Source organism: Streptomyces sp. MnatMP-M17, from assembly GCF_900091995.1.
Taxonomy (GTDB): domain Bacteria; phylum Actinomycetota; class Actinomycetes; order Streptomycetales; family Streptomycetaceae; genus Streptomyces.
This window is the reverse complement of the sequence record NZ_FMDK01000330.1, coordinates 1-24,804: the sequence shown is the minus strand read 5'-3', so window position 1 is coordinate 24,804 and position 24,804 is coordinate 1. Positions and strand designations below refer to the sequence as shown.

Sequence of the window (24,804 nt, the reverse complement as noted above, 5' to 3'; positions counted from 1 at the left end):
TAGAAGATGGTCAGGACGAAGCCGATCTGCTGCCAGAGGTAGACGAAACCAGGTCCAGGATGAAGATCCAGATCAGTCCGACGAGGATCGGCGCGATGATGGCCGGGGCGAAGGCGAGCGCCCGGAGCGCGCCGCTGCCCCTGACCCGCCCGCTCAGCAGCACGGCGAGCAGGAAGCCCAGCGGAATCAGCAGAACAGGGCGATGCCGAGGATGATCCCGGTGTTGCGCAGGGAGGTCCAGAAGGCGTCGTCGTGCATCGAGCAGGCCGCGGCCGTCCGCCGCCGCTACGACGAGCGCACCCATGGCTGAGAGCCAGGCGGCGCCGGAGCTTGACACTCACTTTCCGGCAGTCCACCTCCGGCCGCCGGCACACTGGATCAACGACCCCAACGGCCTGGTCTTCCACGACGGCCATTACCACGTCTACTTCCAGTACAACCCGCACAGCGCCCGCCACGCCGACATGCACTGGGGCCACTACCGCAGCCCGGACCTCATCCACTGGGAGCTCATGCCGGTGGCCCTCGCCCCCACACCGGGCAGCGACGACGAGGGCGGGATCTGGTCGGGCAACGCGGTCTCCCACGACGGCCGCCTCACCGCCTTCTACTCCGCGCGCCACCCGGACCGCTGGCATCAGCCCGTGACCTCCGCGGTCTCCCACGACGGCGGCACGACCTTCACGAAACGCGGCCGGCTCCTGGTCCCGGAAGCGCCCGACGGTACGACGATGTTCCGCGACCCGTACGTATGGAGGGACAGCGACCGCTGGCGCATGCTGGTCGGCGCTGCCCTGGACGACGGACCCGGCGCAGCCGTGGAATACACCTCCGAGGACCTCGACCACTGGTCCCACAAGGGCGTCTTCCTGGCACGCCCGCCCCATCCCCTTCCCGGCGGCCGGAACACCGAAGAAGGCTGGGAGTGCGCCCAGTACGCCGCCTTCCCCGACGGCACCAGCGCCGTCCTCGCCAGCGCCTGGGACCCGCAGGAGGGGGCGAGCTGCGCGATCTACTGGCCGGGCCGGGAAAGGAACGGCGTGTTCCGAGCCGCAGCCCCCGGGCTGCTCGACCACGGGCCCGACTTCTACGCCCCCTCCCTGCTGCGCGCCCCCGACGGACGCTGGCTGATGTGGGCCTGGATCTGGGAGGCCCGGGACGAGGAACGCGTCGGCGCACCCAGCATGTGGACCGACGAGGCCGGCTGGGCGGGGATGCTGTCCCTGCCCCGCGAACTGTCACCGGGCGCGGACGGTGAGCTGGTTCAGCGGCCGGCCCGCGAGCTACTCGCCCTGCGTGGCGAACGCCGTATCGCCGCGGCCTGCAAGGTGACCGGAGAGCAGCCGATGAACCTCGGTGAAGTGGCTCGGGCCACCGACCTGACGGTGACCCTGGGGCGCGGTGGACGCCTCCGGCTGCTCACCTCAGCGGATGGCACCGAGTACCTCGACATCGTCCACCATCCGGTCACCGGCGAGCTGGTCGTCGACCGCGACCACGCCTCCCTCGACCCCCGTGCGAAGCGCGGCTCCAGCCGCCTCCCGGCCGAGGGGCACACCGCGACCTTGCGGATCCTGCTCGACCACTCGGTCGCGGAGATCTTCACCGCGGCTGGCCGCACACTCACTGTACGCTTCTACCCCGTCGGCGACGTCCCCTGGCGTGTGCAGATGGGTGCCACGGACGTCGGCTCCGCCGCGTACACGCTCGGAGCATGGGACCTGACACCCGTAGCCCGAGGGCACACCGACTCCTAAGGGCACAGCGGCTTCGGCGGGACATCTCCGGCGTGATCCCTCGGCATCGGTGACGTCCGGTATCGCCGCCGTGCCCGCGGCTGGTCAGCGCCACGGCCGCGAAGCGCCCTCTTCACCCGTACCTTCCGAAAGAAGATCAGTCCATGAGCCCGCATCAGATCACTGTCCTGGGAGAGTGCGTCGCCGACGCCTTCACCGAACTTCCAGATACCTTCGGCGAACTCCTGCTACGGGTGCTGCCCGGCGGCGGGCCCGCGAACACGGCGGTCGCCCTGGCCCGCCTCGGCACCCCGGCCCGCTTTCTCTCACGGCTCTCCGACGATGTCTTCGGCCGCCTGTTCCGGGCTCATCTGGAAGCGTCCGGCGTGGACCTGTCGTGCGCCATAGCCGCCGCCGAACCCAGCACCCTGGCCGTGGCAGAGCTGGACGCCAGGGGCCAGGCCGTGTACTCGTTCCACGCGCAGAACACGGCCGACTGGCAGTGGACCCCGCAAGAACTGGCCGCAGTGGACCTGTCCGACACCGCCTGTGTGCACACCGGTTCCCTGGCCCTGGTCCGGGCGCCCGGCGCGGCGGTGGTCGAGGAATTCCTCGCGGCGGCCTCATCGCACGCCACTGTCAGCATCGACCCCAACGTCCGACCGCTCCTGGTAGACCCTCAGGTCTACCAGGAGCGGCTCACCCGCTGGTGCGCTCTCGCCGACATCCTGCGGCTCAGCGAGGATGACCTGACGCTGCTGCTGCCGGACACCCGGCCTCAGCAGGCATGCGACATCTGGCACGCCGCCGGGGCCCGGCTCGTGGTGATCACGCGCGGCGCCGACGGTGCCCTGGCCTCCCTCGACGGTGAACGGCTACAGCTGCCGGCGGTGACCACACCGGTTGTCGATACGGTCGGCGCGGGAGACTCCTTCACCGCCGGGCTGCTCCACCACCTCGGCGCCCGCGGACTCCTCGGCGGGCGGCTGGCCGGTCTCAGGCTCGACGATGTCGCGGAAGCCTGCCGGTTCGCCGCTCGGGTCGCAGCCCTGACCTGCTCGGTCACCGGCCCCAACCCTCCGTGGCGGCAGCAGCTGGTGCAGCCAGCGACCGCTGACGATGACTGACCGGCGACGACGAGTACGTATCGGACTTGCCCGCAAAAATACGTACCGGACTCGCCCGCGAAAAAGGTGATGACTCTACCCTTCCGTCAAACGTTTGACGTTCTTATTGTCGGAGTCGCTTGATCGGCCGACCTGCGGGAGGTGACACATGGTGACGATGCGGGACATCGCCGCTCGCTGTGGCGTCTCGATCTCGGCCGTCTCCCTCGTGCTCAACGATCAGCACGAAGGACGCGTGAGCGCCGAAACCGCCGCACGCATCCGGCAGGCGACCGAAGACCTCGGATACCTGCCCAACCTCGCCGCGAGGGGACTGCGAACGCGGCAGACCCGTACTCTGGGCCTGCTGTCCGACGGAGTCGCGAGCGTTCCCTTCTCGGGGCAGATGCTGGCCGGCGCCCAGTCCACTGCCTGGCGTGAGGGGTACGTCCTCCTTCTCGTCGACACGGCCGGCAATCCGGACATGGAGGAGCCGGCGGTCCGGTCCCTGCTGCAACGCAGTGTCGAGGGGCTGATCATGGCCGTCGACTACCACCGCGAGGTCGATCTCCCGCTGCTCCCCCGGCCGGTGCCCCAGGTGATCCTGGGCGGTCGGCCGCGGGAAGGGAACGCCGACTGGGTCGTACCCGACGAGACGGCCGGCGCAAGAGCGGCGACCCTCCAGCTCACCGCCGCCGGACACCGCCGGATCGCCTTCTGCAACCTCACCGCACCGGCTTTCGCGATCGCTGAGTCGCTGCGCCGCGAGGGCTACGAGAAGGCGCTGGTGGAGGCGGGAGTGCCACTGGACGAGTCGCTCGTCGTGGAGGCGTCCGAGCCGAACGCATCCGCCGCCCGGGAACCCGCTCGCAGGCTCCTGCGCCGCAGTGACCGGCCCACCGCGGTCTTCTGCTTCTCCGACCGGCTCGCACTCGGCTTCTACCAGGCGGCGGCCGAACTCGGACTCGAGATCCCGAGGGACCTGTCCGTCGTGGGCTTCGACAACCAGCAGAATTTCGCCGAGAACCTGTTCCCGGGCCTGACGACCGTCCAACTTCCGCACTACCAGATGGGCGTGTGCGCGGCCGAAAAGGCGATCGCCCGGCTGCGGGGAGACGGGGGCGGCGGCCCGACCGGCCACTTCGTCTCCTGCCCCTTGGTCATCCGGGACTCGGTCGCGGCCCCTCGTGCCGGGACACACACGGCGTTAGCGGCACGCCAAGCACCTCGCGCCGTCTGATCCCACCCACCCGGCGGCGCACCCATCACCTCCTCCGCCGGTTCCTCCGGAGGGCGAAGCCCGCCCGGATGACGGCAGGCCGACATCAGCACCCCCGTTCAATGACGAGTCGAGAGGGAGCTTCCACATGAGAGCTCGAACCACGGCACGGCGCTGCCTCGGCGCCTGTCTCTGCACCACCATCGCCCTGACCGTCGCCGCTTGCGGCGGCGGCACCGGTGCGAAGTCCGACGGGACATTCACGATCCTCCAGTACGAGGACCAGGCCTCGGCGCAGGCCCAGGGCTGGCAGAAAGCGGTGGCGATCTTCAAGAAGCGTCACCCCGGGGTGACGGTGAAGTTCCAGACGACGAGTTTTGACGCGATGCGCCAGAACGCGAAGATCACACTGTCCGGAAACGACGTCCCTGACGTGATCGAGTTCAACAAGGGCAACGCGGACGGCGGTCAGCTCACCAGCCAGGGGCTGTTGCAACCGCTGACCGACGAGGCGAAGGCACGGGGCTGGGACAAGAAGGTGACGGGCGCGATGGCCGCGTTCGCCAAGTACGACCGGAACGGGCTGGCCGGGTCCGGTGACTGGTACGGCGTCCCGGACGTCGGCGAATACGTGACCTTCTACTACAACAAGAAGATGTTCGCGGACGCCGGCATCACGAAGCCGCCGACGACGCTGGCCCAGTTCGAAGCCGGCATGGACAAGCTGAAGGCCGCGGGCCACGTCCCGATCTCCAGTTCCGCCAACACCAGCCAGGGCTTCAACCAGCTGTGGTTGTGGTACTCGCTGGTCTCCGCCTCGGCATCCCGGCAGCAGGTCGACGACTTCATGTTCCTCAAGGGCGACGTGAACTTCCGGTCCGGCCCCTGGAAGGAAGGGACACGGACGTTCCAGGACTGGATCGACAAGGGGTACGTCGGTGACAAGCTCGGCGGCCTCTCCTACGAGCAGGCCATCGTCAACTTCCTCCGCGGCGACTCCGCCATGCTCATGTGGAACCAGAGCCAGTTCTCCCGTATCCGCAAGGACGCGGGCTTCTCATGGGGGTACTTCACACTGCCGGGCGCCGAGCAGGTCATGGGCTCCTCCGGCCATCTGTGGGGCGTACCAGCGAAATCGAAGGACAAGGACCTCGCGTACGACTGGATCGACATCACGCTGAGCGCCGAGGTCCAGAACCACATCGGCGACCAGGGCGGGCTGCCGCTGGCGGGTGATTCCTCGGCCATCAAGGACACGGTGACCCGCCGCTACACGGAGCAGTTCGACGGCCTGGTCGACCGGAACGCCATGTCGTTCTACCCCGACTACCCGGTGCCCGGCTTCCTCGACTTCATGCAGAACCACATGCAGGCCATGTCCAACAAGAGCGAGACGGCGGACGAGTATCTGGCGGCCTTGCAGAAGTTCTACGACGACGGCAAGAAGACCGCCACCGCGCAGTAGACGCCGGACGTGCCGAGACCGCGCAGCCCGCCCTCGGCACGTCCCCCGCAGAAGAGAGACCCCATGTCCGCACTGATCCCCGACCGGCGTCTGCCCGGGAGAAAGCGCAGCAGGCCCGGCTCGTACTGGCTCTACCTGGTTCCGATCGCCGTCGGCTTCGCCATCGTCGTCGCCGCACCGTTCGTGATGAACGTCGTTCTCAGCTTCTACCAGTGGAAGGGAGGCCTGGCGCCGAAGCACTGGTACGGCTTCGGCAACTATCTGGACCTGATGCACGACGCGAACTTCTGGCACTCATTCCGGAACTCCCTGTTCATGATCGTCGCCATCGTCGTGGTCCCGACCCTGATCGGCATCGTCCTGGCGGCAGTGCTCTTCGACTACATCGGCAAGACCTTCGGCAACCGGGCCGCAAGCTTCCTGCGCGCGACGTACTACCTGCCGCAGATCCTGCCGATCGCGGTCGCCGGCTTCATCTGGAGCACGATCCTCGACCCGCGCCAGGGCTCGATCAACACCTATCTCCGCTCGATCGGCATCACGTCCGGGCCCGACTGGCTCGGCGATCCCCACCTGGCGCTGTACTCGGTGATGCTCATGCTCGTCTGGCTCCAGATCGGCTACCCCGTGGTGGTCTTCATGGCCGCGCTGCAGCGGGTGGATCCCGAACTCTACGAGGCCGCCGAGCTGGACGGAGCCGGCTGGCTGCGGCGGTTCCGCGCGATCACGGTGCCCCAGATCCGTCCCGAGGTCTTCTTCGTGGTCCTCACCGCGACGGTGGGTGCGCTGAAGGTGTTCGCCCCCATCCTCATCCTCACCGGCGGCGGTCCCGAGAACTCGACTGTCGTGCCGTCCTACTACGCCTACCGCAATTTCTTCGAGCTGTCCCGCGTCGGCTACGGCGCGGCGATCGCGACCTTCATGTCCCTGGTCATCTTCGTCATCGCCGCCCTGCTCATCGTGTGGCAGCGCCGCTCCGCACGGCAGGAGGGCTGACATGAAGGCCGAAACCCCGCCGGCACCCAGGGTCGTGCCGGTCCCGCCCCGCCCCGCTGCCCCACCCGCCGGACGGGGCCGACGGGGGCGCCATCCGCTGCGGTGGCTCGTACTCCTGATCACCCTCGCCGTCGCCGCGGTCATGCTCGCACCGTTTCTGCTCCTGGTCCTCAACGCCTTCAGGACCAGCACGGACTACTCGACGCACGGACCCCTCTCCTGGCCGACCGCGTTCACGGCGGACGCGTTCTCCCGCTATCTGTCGCTCGTCGACTTCCCCCGCGCACTGGTGAACTCGGTGCTCATCTCCGGGACCGTCGCCTTCCTGGGCGCCGCACTGTCCCTCATCAGCGCCTACGCCATCGGCATCGGCAAGGTGCGATGCAGCGGTGCGATCCTCGCCGTGCTTCTCCTCGCCACGATGGTGCCGCAGGAGGCACTCATCTATCCGCTGTTCTACGGCGCGGAGAACACGGGGCTGCTCAACAGCGTCTGGTCCGTGGTGATCGTCTTCACCGTGTTGCAGGCCGCGTTCGGCACCTACCTGCTCGCCAGTGTCATGACCACCCTCCCCAAGGAGCTGCTCGAAGCGGCCGTGCTCGACGGCGCGTCCCGGTGGCAGATCCTCCGGCAGGTCGTCTTCCCCATCCTGCGGCCGACGCTCTCCGTCCTCGTCGTGTTCTTCTTCATCTGGACGTGGAACGAGTTCTACCTTCCCCTCATCCTGCTCAACGACCCCTCGGCACAGACCGTACCGATCGCCCTGGCCACGCTCCGTGGTCAGCACTCGATCGACATCACCGTCCTCAATGCCGGGTCGTTGCTCTCCCTTCTGCCCACGCTCGTCTTCTTCCTGGTGTTCCAGCGGACCCTCAGCCGGGGTGTCACCGCAGGAGCCGTCAAATGAGCGCGCGTACGCGGTCGTCCACCGTCGCGTACGCGCCCCCGTACAGCCCGAGGAGCATACGTGTTCACCAACTGGAGTGCCCTGAGCCCGAACAGGGGCGTTCGCAGCCGGTCCATCAACGCCGAGAACCCCACCGGCGCGGCAGGCGGCGCGGGCCGGGCGGCATCGGCGCTCGGACCCGGCCGCAAGGGGGCGGCCTACCTGCCCCTGCCCGCGGGTGAGTCCCTCACCCTCGCGGAGATCGACGGGCCGGGCGTCATCCGGCACATCTGGATCACGGTCGCCGACCGGACGCCCGAGGGCGGACCGTTCGTCCTCCGCGACCTCGTGCTGCGCGCCTATTGGGAAGGCTCCGAGGTGCCCGCCGTCGAAGTGCCACTGGGCGACTTCTTCTGCAACGGGTTCGCCACCCGCGCTCTGGTGACGTCCGTCCCCATCGTCGTCGCGCCCACAGGCGGCATGAACGCGTACTTCCCCATGCCCTTCCGCACCCACGCACGGCTCACATTGGAGAGCGAGCACGGCGGCGATCTGCCGCACGTCTTCTACCAGGTGGACTACACCACGGGCGACGAGATCGGCGCGGACACCGGCTACTTCCACGCGCAGTGGCGCCGCTCGAACGGGTCCACGCCCCTGGGAACGGACCATGTCGTGCTCGACGGAGTACGGGGCCGCGGGACCTACGTCGGCACGTACATCGCTCTGGCCTCGCTGCAGCGGTACTGGTGGGGCGAAGGAGAGGTCAAGTTCTTCGTGGACGACGACGAGGAGCTGCCGACGCTGTGCAGCACGGGTCTGGAGGACTACGCCGGCGGCGCGTGGGCGTTCCAGGACGAACTGCGCAACGACCCGGAACCCACGGTGCTCACCTTCAGTGCCCCGTACTCCGGCTACCCCCACCACTCGGCGCGCGACACCACGAAGGCGTCGCCCTTCGCGACACATATGCCGCCCATGCACGGCCTCTACCGCTGGCACCTGCCGGACCCGGTCTACTTCGAAGAGCGGTTGAAGGTGACACTGCAGCAGATCGGCGCATGGGACCACGGCCTGTTCGAACGCCAGGACGATCTGAGCACCACGGCGTACTGGTACCAGGACTCACCGAACGGCCCCGGAGTCCCCCTCCCGCCCGCTCCCGAACGCCGGCCTCGCTGAGCACGAGAAGACGGGCTCAGCACGGCCTGTTTTGTCGAGCAACCACTTCGCGAACCGAGGGCGGTGCGCTGGGATACGAGCAGTGTCAGGGCGAGGCGATGGTGACTGCCTCAACATGTGCATTCGGCCATGCCGGGTTCGGCTGCCACCGCGCAGCAGCCGCCGGCCAGACGGCGGACGGCTTCGGCCTCGAACAAGGGGGCCGAAGCCGAACCCGCGCCAGGGCTTGGTGAGAAACAGCCCGCCCAGGATGAGCAGGTTCCCCACCGGGCAGTCGATGGTCTCCTGAAAGGCTGCCGAGTATCCGTCCTCGTCCAGGACGGCGGAGACGATATAGGGCGGGGTGTGCCTGGCCGGGGTGTGCTTGGCGGTCTGCGCGGCCTGGTTCGGAACACACCACAAGGGGAAGCCCCCAGCGCTCACAGGGTCAGGTCCACCAGCACCTCACCGACACGGGCACCGCACCCGACCCTCATCGGGGGCTCTTCCCTGCGTCATCGCTGCCCTTCCCCGGTCCACGCCAGCCGCGGGAGGGCCGATGGAAACAATCTGAGGCTAAGCGCTTCACCTCCCCGCGCCGACGTTGTAACGTGCTCGCCACAAGTCGACGCAAAGCGCTTTACCTAGGGAGAACGAACGTGCAGAGTGCACCGATCCTGTTCCGGCCGCCGGGTGGGTGGGTCGGGGACGTGATCCCCTACTTCTGGGACGGCCGCTACTGGCTGTTCTACCTGCACGAGACGCGCAGCGGGCTCTACGACGCCGGCACCTCGTGGCACCTCGCGTGCACGCGCGACTTCGTGGATTTCGACTACCGGGGCGAGGTGCTGCCACACGGCGGCCCGCAGGAGCAGGATCTGCACGCGTACACGGGCTGCGTGATCGAGCACCACGGAACCCACCACCTTTTCTACACCGGATACAATCCGGCCCTCCGGGATCCGGCAACGGGGGTGCCGCTCCAGGCGGTGATGCACGCCGTCAGCGACGATCTGCTGACGTGGACGAAGCTGCCGCACGATACCTTCCACGCTCCGGCGGACCGCTACGAGCCCGGCGACTGGCGCGATCCCTTCGTGTTCCGGGCGCCCGGGGCGAGCGAGTTCACGATGCTGCTGGCCGCTCGCACCACCGAGGGGCCGGAGCGACGCCGCGGGTGCGTAGCGCGTGCGGTCTCCTCTGATCTGAGTACGTGGACGGTCACCGAGCCCTTCGCCGCGCCGTCCCGGTTCATCACCCATGAGTGCCCCGACCTGTTCGAGCTGGACGGCCGCTGGTACCTGCTCTACTCGGAGTTCTCCGAGCGGTTCGCGGTCAGGTACCGGATCGCGCCGTCGCCGGACGGGCCGTGGCAGACGCCGGGCGACGACGGGATCGACGGCCGGGGCTTCTACGCGGCCAAGACGGCGGGCGACGGCGGGCGACGGTACGCCTTCGGGTGGATCCCCACTCGGCAGGGGCTGCGGGACGCCGGCGCCTGGGAGTGGGCCGGAGATCTGGCCGTGCACGAGATCACCGCCCGGGACGACGGCACCCTGGCGGCCGGTATGCCGGACACGCTGCGTGCGGCGTTCGGCACGACACTGAAGTCGCCGGGCCCGCGGCCGGTGACCGGCGCCTGGTCGCTCGGAGCCGACGCGCTCGCGTGCGCGGCGCCCGACGCGTTGGCCACAGTGTGGGCCGCGGAACTGCCCGCCCGCTGCCGGGTGACGACTACTGTGTCGTTCAGCCCAGGCACCCGGGAGTGCGGCATCGTGCTGCGCTGCAGTGACGACTGCGACTCCGGCTACTTCCTGCGGCTCGAACCGCCTCGGCAGCGGATGGTCTTCGACCGCTGGCCGCGCACCGAGCCGGGATCACAACAGTGGCAGATATCCGGAGACGTACCGCACGCGGTGGAACTGGAGCGTCCCGCGCCGCTCGCCCCGCAGACCGCGCACCACCTGGAGGTCCTGATCGACGACACGGCCTATGTGGCCTACCTGGACGGTGAGATCGCGATGTCGGGGCGGATGTACGACCGGCGGACCGGCGGTCTCGGGTTGTTCGTCGGCGACGGTGAGGCCCGTTTCACCGGCACCACCGTGTACACGCGCACGGAAGGAGACGATGAATGAACGCACGATCCGGACTGTGGTCGCTCGCGGGCACGATGGCGTGCGTGCTGGTCGCGGTCACCGGGTGCAGTACGTCGGCGGGATCGCCGGAGGCGGTGCGGGGATCCGTCTCCGGGCCGATCAAGCCGCACACGATCACCTGGCTCAATGCCAGGCCCAGCGACGGTCCGGTGATCAAGGCCGTCGCCGAAGTCGCGGCGGAGTACGGCAAGACTCATCCGGGTTTCAAGCTCGACATCATATCCACCCCGGACCGGCCGTCGTATCTACAGAAGGTCGAGACGCTCGCCGCCGCGAGAAAGCTGCCCGAACTCTTCGACGAGGATGCCACTCCTTTCGCCGAGAAGCTGCGGCGGCAGAACCGGCTGGTGGACGTCGGGAACCTGCTGGAGGAGTTCGGTGCCAAGAACAGGTTCCGGCCGCTCGCCCTGGACTACCAGAAGTTCGACAACGGCGGCATCTACGGATTGCCGCTGGAATTCGCGATGGAGTACTTCTGGTACAACAAGTCGGCCTTCGCCAAGGCGGGAATCACCCCACCGAGGACGCTCGACGAGTTCATCGCCAACTGCAAGCCGCTGCGAGCGAAGGGATATATCCCCATCGCTCTGGACGGCAAGGATGGCTGGCCGCTCGAACGTTACCTGGCGTACTACCCCTTCCGCCTCCAGGGGAACACCTTCGTCAAGAAACTGAAGAGGGGCGACGCGAAGATGACCGACGCCACCGGGAAGGCAGGAGCCGAATTCATCGCGCGGCTGGGCACAGCCGGCTGTTTCGCGAAGGGTTTCTCCTCGGCTGGATACACCGACGCCACGGACCTGTTCACCACGGGCAAGGCCGCCGTAATCAACGACGGCACATGGGACCTGGGGCTGCTGGCCACCGATACCCTTCCCGCCTCGCTGCGCAACGACGTCGGCTACTTCACGCTGCCCACCGCCCAGGGCGCCACCACCGGCACCGATGACTACGTCGTCAGCTCCGGCATCGGAATGGCGGTGAACTCCCAGAAATTCGACCCCTTGGTGAAGGACTTCCTGAAATACCTGGTTGCCCGCTATCCGGCGAAGTACGCGGCGATGGGCCAGCTTTCGCCCACCACCGATACGCCGACGGCGATTCCCGGCAACGCGACTCCGGTATACGGACAGGTCATTCGCCAGGCGGACCGGTTGGGCACCCGGACGGCGAAGCCATGGGACACCGAACTCGATCCGACCACCAACAACGTCGTACAGCAGAATCTCGTCCTGCTCGCGCAGGGAAACATGAGCCCGGAGTCGTTCGAGAAGAGCGTCGACCAGGCCGTCACCACGAACTCTCCACGATACTTCAGCAAGTGAGGCCCGCCATGAGCAGCAACGGGAAATCACCGAGTGGCGGCCCCCGTACCCGCTCCCGCAGACACGGACACGGCGGTGTGCTCCCGGGGCGCAACGGCCGGGCGGCGGCGGTTTTCCTGCTACCGCCCCTGCTGGTCTATGTGGCGACCGTGGCCTTTCCCATCGGCGAGTCGCTCTTCCTGAGCTTCTTCCAGTGGGACGGCATCACCGCGATGAAGTTCATCGGGCTGGACAACTACCAGCAGCTGGTCACCACCGACAGCACCTTCCGCAGCGCCGCAGTGCACTCGCTGGTCTATCTCGCGGTCAACCTGGTCATCCAGTTGGGCGGGGCGTTGCTGATCGCGAACGCCCTGACATACCTGCGGCGCGGCCAGGACACCCTGCGGGTGCTGTACCTGCTGCCCGCAGTGCTGTCCACGGTGGCCATCGCGCTGCTGTTCCAGCGTGTCTACTCCTCCGAGCCCGAGGGCGTGATCAACCAGGTTCTGGGCGCGGTGGGGTTGGGTGACCTGTCCCGGCCCTGGCTGTCCGACATCCACACGGCGCTCGTCGCGGTGTCGGTTCCCGAGGGCTGGCGGTTCATGGGGCTGTACACCGTCATCCTGCTGGCCGGCCTGCTCACCGTGCCGCGTGAGATCGAGGAGGCCGCCCGGCTCGACGGTGCCTCGGAGACGCGGATCTTCTTCCAGATCCGCATGCCGCACCTGCGTCCGGTGTGGCTGACCACCCTGGTCATGGCGACCACCTACGGTCTGCGCGGCTTCGACGCGCCCTACCTGCTCACCAACGGAGGTCCCGGCGTGTCGACCGAGTTGCTGACCACCTACATGTACAAGACGGCGTTCACCAGCACCGACTACGGCTACTCCAGCGCCATCTCCGTGTTCATCGTCACGGAGTGCGTGGTGGCCGTCGGCATCATCGTGGCGCTGCTGCGACGCAGAGGAGAGGCGCTGCTGTGAGTTCCCTGAGTCAACCTCTAGGCTGCCAGAGGTGTCTCCGTGCCTTGTTTGATCTTGTTGTTGGCTCGGTGGGTCTCGGGGTCGTAGCAGGTTCCGGTGCGCCAGCAGGCCCACATCACGCGCAGCCAGGATCGCGCGAGGATGCGGGCGGCGTGGGGATGGCGTTTCTTGTCCGCCCGGGCGTCGTTGTAGATCTTCGCGGCCCAGTCGCTGGCGTGGCGGCTGTTGTCCGCGTAGCTCACGATGGCGAGCCGGGCGCGGCGGTTGGCGGCGTAGCGGAAGGTCACCACGCGGGACTTGCCGGACGCCCGGGTCACAGGCACCACGCCGGTCTCGGCGATGAACTGCTCACTGGTCGTGGAGCGTTCCAGGATCGGCCCGATCTCGCCGATGATCTGCCCGAGGTTGATCTTCCCGATCCTGGGCATGGTCGCGAACAGCTGTGCGTAGGGATGGGTGGCGACCGCGTCCGCGATGGCCGCGTCCAGGGCCCGGATGGTGGCCCGGATGCCCTTGACCAGCTGGACCTGGACACGGACCAGCTGTTCGGCCACGCCGTCTGCGAGCCGGGAGGCCGGCCTCGGCGCGGACCGGAGTCGGTCGATGAGGACGCTGCCGGGCCTCTTGCCGGAGTAGCCGTGGCGCTTGCACCACGCTTCCAGGCGTCCGGCGGTGAGCTTGGCCGCCGAGGCCGGCGTCGGGTAACGGTCCAGGAACGCGAGCGCGATGTCGCTGTCCAGGCTGGCGAAGACGGCCTTGCCACCGGGCCAGTGAGCGTCCAGGAGCGCGGCGAGCTGGTTGACCCCGGCGATGCGGGCCGCGACATGGTCGGCCCGCTGCCGGGTCAGGGCCTGAAGCTCCATCGTGGCCTGCTCGGTGGGCTCCAGCCGGGGCAGGAAGTGGCCGTCGGTGCGCAGGTAGTCGGCGAGTTCAAGGCTGTCTCCGGCGTCCGTCTTGGCCTTGGAGGCGCCCCAGCGCGGACGCATCGCGTGGAAGGCGTTGGGGTGCACCGGCACCACCGGGTGCCCGGCCGCCAGGAGCCGGTCCACGACCAGGCCGCGGGTGGTCTCGATCGCGACGGGCAAGTCCGCCGGGTCACCGTACTTCGCCAGCTTGGCGAGCGTCCTGGCGATGCCGTCCTCGGTGTGAGCGAACTCCCAACGGTCCACGCGGGCGCCGGAGTTGTCCATGACCGTCACGTCGTGGGTCTCGGTCGCCCAGTCCCAGCCGATGTACACGAAAGAAGTACCCCTGTGTCATGCGCGGAGCACCTGCTCGGTGGTGAGGACGTCTGCCGGGAGCTCATTAATCGGCCCTCTGCGGGGCGTGTCCCTGATGCCGATCAGACGGCCTCGGCCCGGCGGGGCTGGCACAACTCACAGTGGCCGTCACGCAGCGCGCACGCCAAGCCATGCACCCACCGGGACCGAGAGGTCACAACCCTACCCGTGAGGGCTGCAGAAGGGATGGTCCTCTAATGAGCACCATGATCGACGTACGAGGTCCGGCCGCCGAGCCGACCGCGCCCGCTCCGCGGCGACGCACCGCGCGCCGGCACCTGTTCACCGCGCCCAGGCTGTCCAAGGCGCTCGTGGCCCTGGTGCTGCTGCTCCAGGTGTACCCGTTCTTCTGGCTGGTCTCCACCAGCCTGCGCCCCGCGAAGGACTTCGCCGCCGGCAACCCCCTGGCCGTCACCACGCACCCGACCCTCGACAACTTCACTCGCGCCTTCGACAACGGCGATATACCCCGGTTCCTGCTCAACAGCGCCCTGATCACCGGGGTGTCGGACATCCTGATCGTGGTCCTGGGCATGATGGGCGCCTATGCGCTCCAGGTGATCGGGTTCCGCTTCAGCCGACTGGTGCTCGGACTCTTCATGCTGGGCATCGTCGTGCCTGTCCAGGTCACGCTGGTGCCGCTGTTCATCAACTACACCAACGTGGGCCTTCTGGACACCTACCCCTCGGTGATCCTGCCGCTCGTCGGCTTCGCCCTGCCCATGTCGGTCTTCCTGTTCATGAGCTTCTACACCTACGTGCCAAAGGAAACCTACGAGGCGGCTGCGCTCGACGGCTGCGGGCCGTACCGGCTCTTCTGGTCCATCACGACACCGATGTCGTTGGGGACGGTAGCTACGGTCGTGTTCGTCAACACCATCTTCATCTGGAACGATTTCATCTTCGCCAACACGTTCATCCTCAGCACCGGCAAGAAGACCGTCCCGCTGGGTCTGCAGAGTTACCTCGGCTCGATGGGCTCCACCGACTGGACGGCCACCTTCGCCGCCGTTTCCGTCACCGTCACCCCGCTCGTCCTGGCGCTCCTGGTCTTCAGCAAGGTCGTGGTCCGCGGTCTGTCGGGCACCACCCGCGTCTGATCCGCGTCCCCTGTTCCCGCGCCTCACCGCCGCGCGGCGCGCGGGGAGCGGCGCGCGCCGCTCCCGCACCTTGAATCGAGGATCACCACGTTCCCGTTCATCCCGGCGCTCACCCCCTGGAAATCCGGCGGCCGGGTCCGCAGCCGCTCGGTGACCTCCGAGAGCCCCACCGGCGCACAGGGGGCCGACGGCACCGCGGCCTCCCCGCTGGGCCCCGGACGCTAGGGCCGCCCCTGCGTGCCGCTCGCAGGAAACCCTGACCCTGGCCGACATCCAAGGGCCGGGCCTGATCACCCATATCTGGATGACAGTTCCCGATGGCACGGAGGCGGGTCCCTTCGTCCTGCGTGACCTGGTGCTGCGCGCCTACTGGGACGACACCCCGCACCGGCCGTGGAGGCACCGCTCGGCGACTTCTTCTGTAACGGCTTCGCCACTCGGGCGAACATCGTGTCCCTGCCCATCGCGGTACTGCCCACCGGCGGTATGAACAGCTACTTCCCCATGCCGTTCCGCGACCGTGCCCGGCTGACGCTGGCCAGCGAGCGTCCGGGCCCGATCGAGGCGGTCTTCTTCCAGATCGACTACCTCCAGTACTTCCGGGCCGACAACGGCCATCCGCCGGCCGCCACGCCCTACTTCCACGCGCAGTGGCACCGCACGCCGGTGACCACGCCCGGCCAGGACCACGTGATCCTGAACGGCGCACGGGGACGGGGGGCCTAAGTGCTCGCGCCCGGCGCCGAGCACAAGGTGGCGGTCTACAACTCCCCCTACCAGGGCCACCCCCGGTACCACCGTGCAGCAGATCGGCCATGACGGGCGCCGCCTGCTCGAGCGGAGCGACGACGTATCATCGGTCGCGTACTGGTACCAGGACACCCTGCAGACCTCACGGAACCCGCTCCCGTCGGCAGCCACGCGCCGCCCGCGCTGAAACGGTGGCTGTGGGGACCTACAGGATCGACGCAACAACTGGGTGGAGGTCGCGGGTGACACGGGCACCCCGCAAGAGGACCGGGCGCATCACCATGCAGGAGGTCGCCACCCGAGCCGGAGTCTCCCTGGCAACGGCCTCCTTCGCGATCAACGGCACCGGCGCCAACAAGGTCTCCGAGGAAACCAGGCGCCGCGTCCAGGGCGTAGCGGACGAACTCGGCTACCGGCCCAATGCCATGGCACAGAACCTCAGCCGGGCCCGCTCGTCCTTCATCGGCTTCATCACCGACTCCGTCGCCACCACCCCCTTCGCCGGCGAGATGATCCGCGGCGTGCAGAACGCCGCCCGTGAAAACGGCTACGTGATGCTCATGGCCAACACCGAGTCCGACCCCCACGCCTTCCACGACGTGGCCAGGATGATGCTCGACCACCAGGTGCACGGCGTCGTCTACTCCACCTGGTACCACCGCCAGGTCGCCACGCCCATCGGTCTGAGCAGCATCCCCGTCGTTCTCGCCAACTGCTACACCCGCGATGACCGGCTCCAGTCCTTCGTCCCCGACGAAGCCGGCGGCGGGCGCGCCGCCACTGAGATCCTCACCGCCCGCGGCCACCGCCGCATCGCCTTCATCAACAGCGACCAGTCGGCACCCGCCACCACCGGACGCCTCCGTGGCTACCGCGAAGCCCTGCACACCGCCGGCATCCCCTTCGACAGGGACCTCGTCCTCACCACCGCGCCTGAGCAGGAAGGCGGATACGCGGCCGGCCTGCGCATGCTGCAACTCGACCCCCGGCCGACGGCCGTCTTCTGCTACAACGACCGCGTCGCCATGGGCCTCTACGACGCCCTGCGCACGCGCGGGTTGAGCATCCCCCAGGACATGGCTGTCGTCGGCTTCGACAACCAGGAAGTCATCGCCGCCCACCTGCGCCCCGCCCTCACCACCGTGGCCCTGCCCCACTACCAGATCGGCTACCGCAGCCTGGACTGGCTCCTCCGCGAAGGCGCCCCCACCACTGGCGACGCCCCCCAGCCGAGCCGCACCCTCATCCCCTGCCCGACCGTCGAACGCTCATCCACGTAGGGCTCCCCGCCTGGGCACGCCCACCACTGACCGGCACCCGCGCCCACACCGTCCGGGACCCACCCTCTGCGGATCCTGCGGCTTCCCGATGGGCACCCGATAGCGGCGCGCTGACGGCACCGCCGACTACGTGTGCACCGGGGCTGCCGACGACGCCGTGCCCACCCCCGGCGGCCAGTCGATCGCCGCTCACGCCGTCGCCCCGGTGGTCGAGCGGCTGTAGCCGGGCGCGCGCACTCCCCAGCAGGTCCACTTCGCCGTCGCCGATGACCTCCACCAGCGCCACCACCACTCCCACCGGGCCGCCGAACTCGCACTGGAGCGCGCCCGCTTCGAGGCCGACCGCGCCGAGCGGGCCTTCAGCCGATCGAACCGGAGAACCGACTGGTGGCTCGCACCCGCAGGACCCTCTCCAGCACGACCGGGTCACCTCGATCAGCGGCCCGCCCGCACCCAGCAGGGCCACCCCTCAGACATCGGCACGGCCCATCAACCGCTCGACGACCTCGTCCACGGGCTCATCCGGCTGGACCGCCGGCTTCTCCTTCTCGCTCATGTCAGTCCGATCCGGGAGGCCAGGGCAGGCGTGGGTGGCTTGAACCGTTATGCCACGACAACGGCAGCCAGTTCTAGATGGTCAGTGTCACCGAAGGGCTGCACCTGGACCTCGACGGCTGATGCGCCGAGCCGGAGTGTGAAGTACGGGCTCGCTTCAATGAGCTCTTGCAAATGATTGAGAGCGTCGTCGTCGGGAGGGGACGAGAGGACGGCCTCCCACTCGCCTTTGGTCGAGGCGGCCGTCAAAGTGACTGGTATGCGGGCGAGGCATGTGGACTGGTTGGCCCACCACTCCAGATACGCCGTGTTCTCGTCGCGGTCCATTCCCCGAGCGTAAGTGCCGGCACTTCCTGCCATGAACGCCACCTGCTGTGGTCGGCCGACGGGACGTGGCAACGTCTGCTCCAGCACGTCCAGGCCGCCGCCGATGCCGCCGACGAGATCGACCGGGACATCTCGGTCGGCTCCACCATCGTCCGCGGACTGCACCCAGTTCAAGCCGGTGCTGGAGGAGATCCGCGCCCCACGCGCCGGGCAGTGCCGGGCAGGCCTCGCAACAAGCCTGACAGCCTGGCGGCGGACAAGGCGTACCGCAACGGGCCTTGCCGTGAACACCCACGACGACGGGCATCCGACACACCATCCCGGAGAAGGCCGACAGCCAGGCCCCCCGCCCGCGCAAAGGCTCACGTGGCGGACGGCCACCAGGCTTCGATGAGGAGCGGTACAAGAAGCGCAACACCATCGAGCGGGCAGTCAACCGGCTTGAGCAGCCCAGAGCGGTCGCCACCCGCTACGACAAGCGCGGCTACGTCTACCTCGGCACAGCCACCGCAGCGGCCCTCACCATCTGGCTCCGAACATGATCGACCGGACAAGCCCTAACCCCCGCCGGAGTCCGCCGAAGATTCAGAAACCTCCACCCGAACCTGCCCTGTCCGGCCCGTGCACCGAAACCCGACCGGCCAGGCCCCGGCAGCCCCCTCGACCCGAAGAACCGGCACCCCGCCGCCCGACACGACGTGGGCAAAACGGTCAGGTGACCCGAGACCATCACCGAACGCGACCACTTCAGACGAAGAGAACAGGCTCAGAAGGGAACGTCCAGCCCAGCCTCTCGCAGCCGAAGCAGTGCCCTGCCCATGCACTCGGCAACCGAGGTCCCATCCGCTCTCATCCCATCGGGAAACGGTCCTCCGTGAGCGGCGAAAGTCCACGTCGGCCGAGCCTCACGCATGCGCTCCGCGTCGACTCGGATCATGGCACCCACACCCTGCTCGCCGAGCCACTCCAGGATGAGTAGCGTCGCCTCCTCGACGCCGTTGTCCAGACCCACCTCGGGATGTCGCACCTTGGGCAACCGCCGCCCTGCCTTGGTCATGACCACAACCCTACTCAGCGACCGACCAGCCCAGATTACGCGTTGTTCGAGGTCAGACCTCATCAAGCACAAGCTGAGCTTGTCCTACCTTCCAAGCGTGGGTCTGAGACGGTCATTCGTAAGATCGTCGGGCCCGGGGGTTCCGGGTATGGCTGTGAGCTTGTCGCCGCTCGATGGCTCAAAGAACTTGGCCACCCGGGGCCCCGCGACGACTCGACCGCTAATTGGGATACGCGACTCGATCGCTGTGTTCTTTGACTACCGTCGGTGGCTGCTTCGACTAGCTTCATGAGGGGCGTCAGGATCTGTGGCAGGTCGTTCTCGGAAGTGAGTACCGGTTGGTCCTGCCGGGTGGCTCGGTTCTGGAGTCGACGAAGAGTCGTGAAGTTGCACCCGATCCCCATAGGAACACCATCCTCGTGCGCTCGTCTGATTCCAGTGTGAGACTCACTGCCGTGGCCTTCGACCGCCCTCGGGACGGGGTCCCTGGGACGGGCCGCTTCACCGCAGAGCTGATCCCGCGTGAGTGAAACTCGCGTTCATGTGCGGCATGCCAGTCCCTGACGTGCCCGGTGTCGACAAATCTTCCACCTACGCGCTCCGGGACGTCCTACGGGCAGCGGATCCCGTGAACTTCGGCCAGACCGGTCACCGCAGTTCTGGTGACCGGTCTGGCCCAGAGACAGAACACGCATGCCCTGGCTGCCTTCGACAAGGCTCCCGGAAGCGGAAAACCTCCGGGACGCCCTGGAGCATTTCGATGCCTGCGAGCAGAAGGCGGGCAAGCTCGGGGAGACGATGCGCAGTACGCCGGGCGGGCCGGGTGCGAGGAAGGAGTCCACACACTCATCATGTTGACCGGCGACGCCCGCAGGACACTGAGAGGGCGATATGAAAGTTTATGTCCGATTCGTGATTGGTTTGAGTGAGGCTGGCGGGTCGGGTGTCCGCGTGAGGGGTCAGAGGCGCCACGATCTGGCAGCCGGTAGGCAGATCAGGGATGGGCGGGACGCGCCACGTCGCCGAAAACGCCGCGGAGCACCCGGATGAAGGCCGCCACCGCGACCGGTACCGTCACGAGGCCGTCCAGCATCAGGACTGCGGACACAAGCCCCCTGAGGAGGAGGAGCCTGCCGTCTCCCGCGTCCTCCTCGGCACCCGCGGCCGTCCCTATGAGCCAGAGGAAGTACGCGATCACGGTCCCCGTCAACAGGAGCCAGAAGCACCCGATGGCCACATTCCAGGTCCGGGTGACGGCCACCGGATACTGCTCAAGCCGGGCGCGGAAGTACTGCAGCACGATGAGCATGACGATGAGGATCAGTGTCAACGGCAGCCGCCATCCGTCGTCCGTCATCGCCCACTCGGTCAGGTCCTTCCAGCCCCCCAGCTCCAGCGAACTACTCGTGTGATCACGAGCGATCGCCTTCAGGCTAGACCCAGTCACCAGCAGAACGGTCGCGGGCGCCAGTCCGAACAGGCTCAGCAGCGGGTGGCTCAGCGGTCCGCGCCGCACCCACGGGTTCACCCACACTTGTTGCCGTGGCCCGGGATGAGCCGGCACGGCCCTCGGTCCTGCCGGGCGGGGCTGTGCGGGTGGCTGGTACGCGGGAGGCGCGTACGAGCGCGGTGTGGCGGAGCCCGACAGGTACGCGCTCCGCCCGGATGGGGGCGGGATGGACGAGGGCTGGGCGGACGACGGCGGAGTCCAGGGCCGGGAACCGGAGTCGGCCTCGGTGATCACTGCTGTACGAGGCGGTGGCCCGCCGCCTGTCCCCGCCCTTGTGGCGTCGTCCTCAGCCTCGACGCTGAGGAGGTGCTCTGCTTTCCGGGCGATCGCCAGGACAAGAGGGCCGGGCAGCCAGGGCTCGTCTGTACGGTGTTCCTCTGCCCGGGCCAGCAGGTCTTCTGGAGAGGGACGGTCCGCCGGCCCCTTGGCCAGACAGTCGCCCACCACTGCGGCGTAGTCCTCCGGCATGCCGTTCAGGTTCGGTTCATCGTGGACAGCCCGGTACAGCAGTTCCGGTGGCGAGCCGTTCCCAAACGGGCCGCTCCCCAAGGCCGCAAAGGTCAGCACCGCCCCGAGCGAGAAGATGTCACTCGCGGGGCCCACTTGCTCCCCATGTGCCTGTTCTGGTGACATGTAGCCGGCGGATCCCACCACCGAGCCTGTTGCGGTGAAGGCCGTGTCGTCGGCTGCCCGGGCGATCCCGAAATCGATCAGCAACGGCCCGTCCGAGGACAACAGAACGTTCGTCGGCTTGAGATCGCGGTGTACCAGAGCGCACCCATGCACCGTGCTCAGGGCCCGAGCCAGCCCGGCAAGCAGCCGCCAAAGGGACGGCTCGGGTAGCGGTCCGTGGTCGTGGACGGCTTCGGCGAGGGACGGACCTGGAACATAGGCGGAGGCCAGCCACGGAATCGGGGCATCCGCGGCGGCGGCCAGCACCGGCACCGTTCCTGGCCCGGAGACCTCCCGGGACACACGGACCTCCCGCGCGAACCTCTCCCTGAAGCCCGGCGCACTGGCCATCCCCGCATGCACCATCTTGACTGCCACCGTCTGACCGCCCGGCGACCGGCCGAGGTACACCCGCCCCATGCCGCCCTCACCAAGGCGGTACAGCAGCCGGAACGCACCTACCTGCCGCGGATCCTCAGCCGTCAGCGACTGCACCCAACACCCCCACTGAATAGTGCACTTGGACGGTCAGAGAATCTTGGCAGTTGCGGGCCCATGCGGCCACAGGTACACAGCCGCCTGTGCGAGGCGTCGCGGTACCAGGCGCCGAATTTCCAACGCGCTGCACCTGCCCGCCGCCCGCCGCAAGCTCCGCTTCCAGCTCTCACACCATGACTACGGGTCTATCAGGAATTGGGCTCTTCCAAGATTTTCGTAGCTGGTGATCACGTCAACTCGCCTGTGCTATCGGCTGGTTGGGGCCGGGCTGGGTGAACATGTCCCGCGATCCGGAGTGAGTCTGGTCAGTCTGAGCCCGTCGAGGTGTTGTGGCACCATCCCCGTTGTGGATGACCGTACGGATGACGTGGACTGGTCCGGCCTCTTCCATGCCTCGGGCCCCGCCGGCGACACGCCGCGGCATCTGGCAGCTCTCGTCGGCGACGATGCGGAGGCTTTCGTCGACGGGTACTCACACCTGTGGTCGGAGACGCTTCGCCGCGAGGGCAAGGCCTGGCCTGCGACGGCGCCCACCGCGATGCTTGTCGCCGAGCTCCTGGACAATCCGCTGCTAGGGCCGGATGATCCCTCGCTGCCCGACGCCATGCTCGCCTATCTGTACCCAATCGGCGTCGCCGCCGACTTCGGAGACCGGGCTGCGGAGATCCGTGCTCGGGTCAAGGACCGCACACCGGAGCTGCGGGCCTGGACTGCCGAGTACGTGTCGACCGATACGGATGGCAGGGCCCGGATGCGGCGGGACGGCACGGGTCTGGGTGAACTCGTCCTCGATCAGGCGGCGCTCGCCTGCTTCGACCTGGTTCCCGCGCTCCTGTGGCGAACACTGCCGCACCTCGCGTCGGAACGTGCCAGGCGCAGGACCTGCGCCGCCGCAGCTGTCGGGTCACTGGCGCGGCCTCCCGCGGCCTCCGCGCAACGTCCGGAGCTGCTGGAACTGTTGACGTCGATGGCCCGGGCCGCCGGTTCCTCGCACGACCTGGCGACGATTGTGATCGCCATTGGCCACCTCGACGGCGACACGCGCCCCTGGCTGGCTGACCCGCATGCAGGCGTTCGGGCCTGCGCGGCCCTGGCGCCCAACCTTGCCGGCGACGACGCAGCGGACCAGGTGCTGATGGAACTGGCGCGGTCGCCGCAAGCCTTCGGCAAGTTCTTTGGCGACCTGGCTCCACCCCTGCAGTTCCAGTCCAAGTCGTACCAGGACCTGCTCACAGGGCGACGCGAGCTGATGCCCGGTGCCCGGGACGGGGGTTACGGTCGCGGCAGGGTGAACAGCCCCTGCTCGGCCTCGGCCAGGATTCCCCGCTCGGCGAGCCGCTTGAGCTTCAGGCGAACGTTGTTGATGCTGTTGGGCGCGATCTCCACGCCCATCGCCTCACACACCGCCCGCGCCCGCAGCGGGGCATTGGCCGCGGCGAAGACCGCCATGGTCTGCTGGTAGGCCGGATGGTCCGGCAGTTTCGCGGCCGGCGGCTCGGACGGGGGGCGGATCGGGCAGTTCCAGCAGTGTCTTGCGGGTGATCCGGATCTCCTCGGCGGCTGTGTCGAACCCGTCCAACAATGCTGTCAGCTCCGCGATCTTCTCCCGAGCCGCCTCAGCCTGCGCGGCGATCTCACGCTCCCGCTCCTCCAGCCGAACAAGTACCGCCCCCGAAGTCAGCTCTCCACCGGTCATGCTCCACGCCAGGCAGGGGTGGAGGGGCCGGTCAGCATCCTCGACATCCGGTCGCTTATCGCCCAGTACACCCGGGACTCGGCCGAGGCGGTCCGGTGCTCGTAGTCGCGCACCAGTCGGCGGTGCAGCATCAAGATCCCGTTCGTTTGCTCCACGATCCACCGCTTGGACTGCGGGACGAACCCGACATCGGCCGGGTTCCGCGCGACGACTTCGACCTCGATGCCCACCTGCTGCCCGTGGTCCACGACGGTCTTCTTGAACCCCTGGTCCACCAGGGCCCTTCGTCACGGTGCCGGTGTTCGCTGCGACCTTGTCGAGCAGGACGGTGCCGAAGGCGTTGTCGTGGACGGAGGCGGCGAGCACCACCACCGTGATCACCAGGCCCAGGACGTCGACGGCAGGGCCCCGCTTGCGACCAGGCACCTTCTTGTTCGCGTCCCGTCCGGTCGTGCCGGCCGGGACCCCCGCGGCGGCGTGCAGGCTCTGGGTGTCGAGCACCACCAGGCTGGGGTCGGCTAATCGGCCCCTCTTCTCCCGGACCTGCCAGCGCAGCAGGTCGTGGATGGTCTGGTCGGTGCCGTCGTCGCGCCATCTGTAGAAGTAGTACTTCACCGCGCCGGCGGGCGGCAGGTCGTGAGGGAGGTAGTCCCACTGGCAACCGGTCCGGGACTGGTAGAGCAGGGCGTTGACGATCTCCCGCATGTCGTAGTTGCCCTGGTGGCCGCTGACTGAGGGGTGCCGGGCCTTCCACGAGGTCACCACAGGCTTGATCAGGGCCCAGCGCTCGTCGGATAAGTCGCTCTTGTAGGACTGGCGGTCGCCCACGGGTGACACTGCAGCGCTCCCGAGCCTCCCGGGCAGCGGAGATGCCGCGATGCCACACGTTCCAGCGACGACAGATGCGACATCACGTCACATACCGCCCTCTGAACGCTGCCGACGCCGCCCGGGCCCGCCCGCTCGCTCCACTCCGCAGTGATTCAAGCCACCGTTGGACGGCGGTAACAGGCGGCCTGCCGCCACCGGCCGGGTATCCGGCCGCGGGGCGGCCAGGGCCC

Annotated in this window: 18 protein-coding genes and 3 pseudogenes; 16 read left to right on the top strand and 5 right to left on the bottom strand. The window is 68.1% G+C overall.

Annotated elements, in window-relative coordinates:
* Nucleotides 1-10 precede the first annotated feature (10 nt).
* The gene (locus GA0115259_RS41845) at nucleotides 11-304 is read right to left on the bottom strand and encodes a hypothetical protein (protein ID WP_237540025.1); all 294 of its coding nucleotides are present in this window, start codon (nucleotides 302-304) and stop codon (nucleotides 11-13) included.
* On the opposite strand from GA0115259_RS41845, the gene GA0115259_RS15390 reads away from it, so the two are divergent.
* The 10 genes from GA0115259_RS15390 to GA0115259_RS15345 all read left to right on the top strand — a co-directional run bounded on the left by GA0115259_RS15390 (nucleotide 303) and on the right by GA0115259_RS15345 (nucleotide 13,018).
* Complete coding sequence (locus tag GA0115259_RS15390) at nucleotides 303-1,757, top strand: glycoside hydrolase family 32 protein (RefSeq protein ID WP_093596606.1); 1,455 nt, start codon at nucleotides 303-305, stop codon at nucleotides 1,755-1,757. The two genes, GA0115259_RS41845 and GA0115259_RS15390, sit on opposite strands and share 2 nt — an antisense overlap.
* 143 nt (nucleotides 1,758-1,900) lie before the next feature.
* On the top strand, nucleotides 1,901-2,863 hold the full coding sequence (locus tag GA0115259_RS15385) for a carbohydrate kinase family protein (RefSeq protein WP_093596603.1): 963 nt from the start codon (nucleotides 1,901-1,903) through the stop codon (nucleotides 2,861-2,863).
* 148 nt (nucleotides 2,864-3,011) lie between these two features.
* Nucleotides 3,012-4,082 (top strand): LacI family DNA-binding transcriptional regulator, encoded by a 1,071-nt coding sequence (locus tag GA0115259_RS15380; protein ID WP_093596599.1) that lies wholly within the window; start codon nucleotides 3,012-3,014, stop codon nucleotides 4,080-4,082.
* Between the two features lie 127 nt (nucleotides 4,083-4,209).
* Nucleotides 4,210-5,526, top strand: coding sequence for an ABC transporter substrate-binding protein (locus tag GA0115259_RS15375; protein ID WP_093596596.1), 1,317 nt, complete (start codon nucleotides 4,210-4,212; stop codon nucleotides 5,524-5,526).
* A gap of 63 nt (nucleotides 5,527-5,589) precedes the next feature.
* Complete coding sequence (locus GA0115259_RS15370) at nucleotides 5,590-6,522, top strand: carbohydrate ABC transporter permease (RefSeq protein ID WP_093596593.1); 933 nt, start codon at nucleotides 5,590-5,592, stop codon at nucleotides 6,520-6,522.
* A gap of 142 nt (nucleotides 6,523-6,664) precedes the next feature.
* Entirely contained in the window at nucleotides 6,665-7,429 is a 765-nt protein-coding gene (locus GA0115259_RS15365; RefSeq protein WP_237540036.1) for a carbohydrate ABC transporter permease, read from the top strand.
* A 60-nt stretch (nucleotides 7,430-7,489) separates the two neighbouring features.
* Complete coding sequence (locus GA0115259_RS15360) at nucleotides 7,490-8,590, top strand: glycoside hydrolase family 172 protein (protein ID WP_093596587.1); 1,101 nt, start codon at nucleotides 7,490-7,492, stop codon at nucleotides 8,588-8,590.
* Between the two features lie 638 nt (nucleotides 8,591-9,228).
* Nucleotides 9,229-10,707 carry a glycoside hydrolase family protein gene (locus GA0115259_RS15355; RefSeq protein WP_093596584.1) on the top strand — a complete coding sequence of 493 codons (1,479 nt, stop codon included), beginning with the start codon at nucleotides 9,229-9,231 and terminating at the stop codon, nucleotides 10,705-10,707.
* Nucleotides 10,704-12,053, top strand: coding sequence for an ABC transporter substrate-binding protein (locus GA0115259_RS15350; protein ID WP_202450027.1), 1,350 nt, complete (start codon nucleotides 10,704-10,706; stop codon nucleotides 12,051-12,053). Before GA0115259_RS15355 ends, GA0115259_RS15350 begins: the two co-directional genes overlap by 4 nt.
* Before the next feature lie 8 nt (nucleotides 12,054-12,061).
* Nucleotides 12,062-13,018, top strand: coding sequence for a carbohydrate ABC transporter permease (locus GA0115259_RS15345; RefSeq protein WP_202450026.1), 957 nt, complete (start codon nucleotides 12,062-12,064; stop codon nucleotides 13,016-13,018).
* 17 nt (nucleotides 13,019-13,035) lie between these two features.
* Here GA0115259_RS15345 and GA0115259_RS15340 read toward each other — a convergent pair whose 3' ends face one another.
* Entirely contained in the window at nucleotides 13,036-14,256 is a 1,221-nt protein-coding gene (locus GA0115259_RS15340; RefSeq protein WP_093596577.1) for an IS110 family RNA-guided transposase, read from the bottom strand.
* A gap of 239 nt (nucleotides 14,257-14,495) precedes the next feature.
* Between GA0115259_RS15340 and GA0115259_RS15335 the strand changes: the two genes are divergently transcribed.
* The 5 genes and pseudogenes from GA0115259_RS15335 to GA0115259_RS41840 form a co-directional block, all read left to right on the top strand.
* Nucleotides 14,496-15,398: a carbohydrate ABC transporter permease gene (locus GA0115259_RS15335; protein ID WP_093596574.1), complete on the top strand. Its 903-nt coding sequence runs from the start codon at nucleotides 14,496-14,498 to the stop codon at nucleotides 15,396-15,398.
* A 393-nt stretch (nucleotides 15,399-15,791) separates the two neighbouring features.
* Nucleotides 15,792-16,124 carry a DUF2961 domain-containing protein gene (locus tag GA0115259_RS41165; protein ID WP_202450025.1) on the top strand — a complete coding sequence of 111 codons (333 nt, stop codon included), beginning with the start codon at nucleotides 15,792-15,794 and terminating at the stop codon, nucleotides 16,122-16,124.
* A 266-nt stretch (nucleotides 16,125-16,390) separates the two neighbouring features.
* Nucleotides 16,391-17,428 (top strand): LacI family DNA-binding transcriptional regulator, encoded by a 1,038-nt coding sequence (locus GA0115259_RS15325; RefSeq protein WP_161230380.1) that lies wholly within the window; start codon nucleotides 16,391-16,393, stop codon nucleotides 17,426-17,428.
* Nucleotides 17,429-18,340: 912 nt separating this feature from the next.
* Nucleotides 18,341-18,434: pseudogene (locus GA0115259_RS42800) on the top strand (IS5/IS1182 family transposase); the annotation flags it as partial.
* Nucleotides 18,435-18,867: 433 nt separating this feature from the next.
* Nucleotides 18,868-19,029, top strand: a pseudogene (locus tag GA0115259_RS41840) (transposase); the annotation flags it as partial.
* Nucleotides 19,030-19,076: 47 nt separating this feature from the next.
* Here the strand turns inward: GA0115259_RS41840 and GA0115259_RS15310 are convergent.
* Together GA0115259_RS15310 and GA0115259_RS15305 are read right to left on the bottom strand one after the other, a co-directional pair.
* Nucleotides 19,077-19,367 carry a hypothetical protein gene (locus tag GA0115259_RS15310; protein ID WP_093596630.1) on the bottom strand — a complete coding sequence of 97 codons (291 nt, stop codon included), beginning with the start codon at nucleotides 19,365-19,367 and terminating at the stop codon, nucleotides 19,077-19,079.
* Nucleotides 19,368-20,361: 994 nt separating this feature from the next.
* Nucleotides 20,362-22,044, bottom strand: a complete 1,683-nt coding sequence (locus GA0115259_RS15305) for a serine/threonine-protein kinase (protein ID WP_093596565.1) — start codon at nucleotides 22,042-22,044, stop codon at nucleotides 20,362-20,364.
* Nucleotides 22,045-22,393: 349 nt separating this feature from the next.
* On the opposite strand from GA0115259_RS15305, the gene GA0115259_RS41835 reads away from it, so the two are divergent.
* Nucleotides 22,394-23,509, top strand: coding sequence for a hypothetical protein (locus tag GA0115259_RS41835; RefSeq protein ID WP_237540024.1), 1,116 nt, complete (start codon nucleotides 22,394-22,396; stop codon nucleotides 23,507-23,509).
* Nucleotides 23,510-23,739: 230 nt separating this feature from the next.
* On the opposite strand, the pseudogene GA0115259_RS15295 reads toward GA0115259_RS41835, so the two are convergent.
* Nucleotides 23,740-24,571 (bottom strand): annotated as a pseudogene (locus tag GA0115259_RS15295) (IS5 family transposase).
* Between the last annotated feature and the right edge of the window lie 233 nt (nucleotides 24,572-24,804).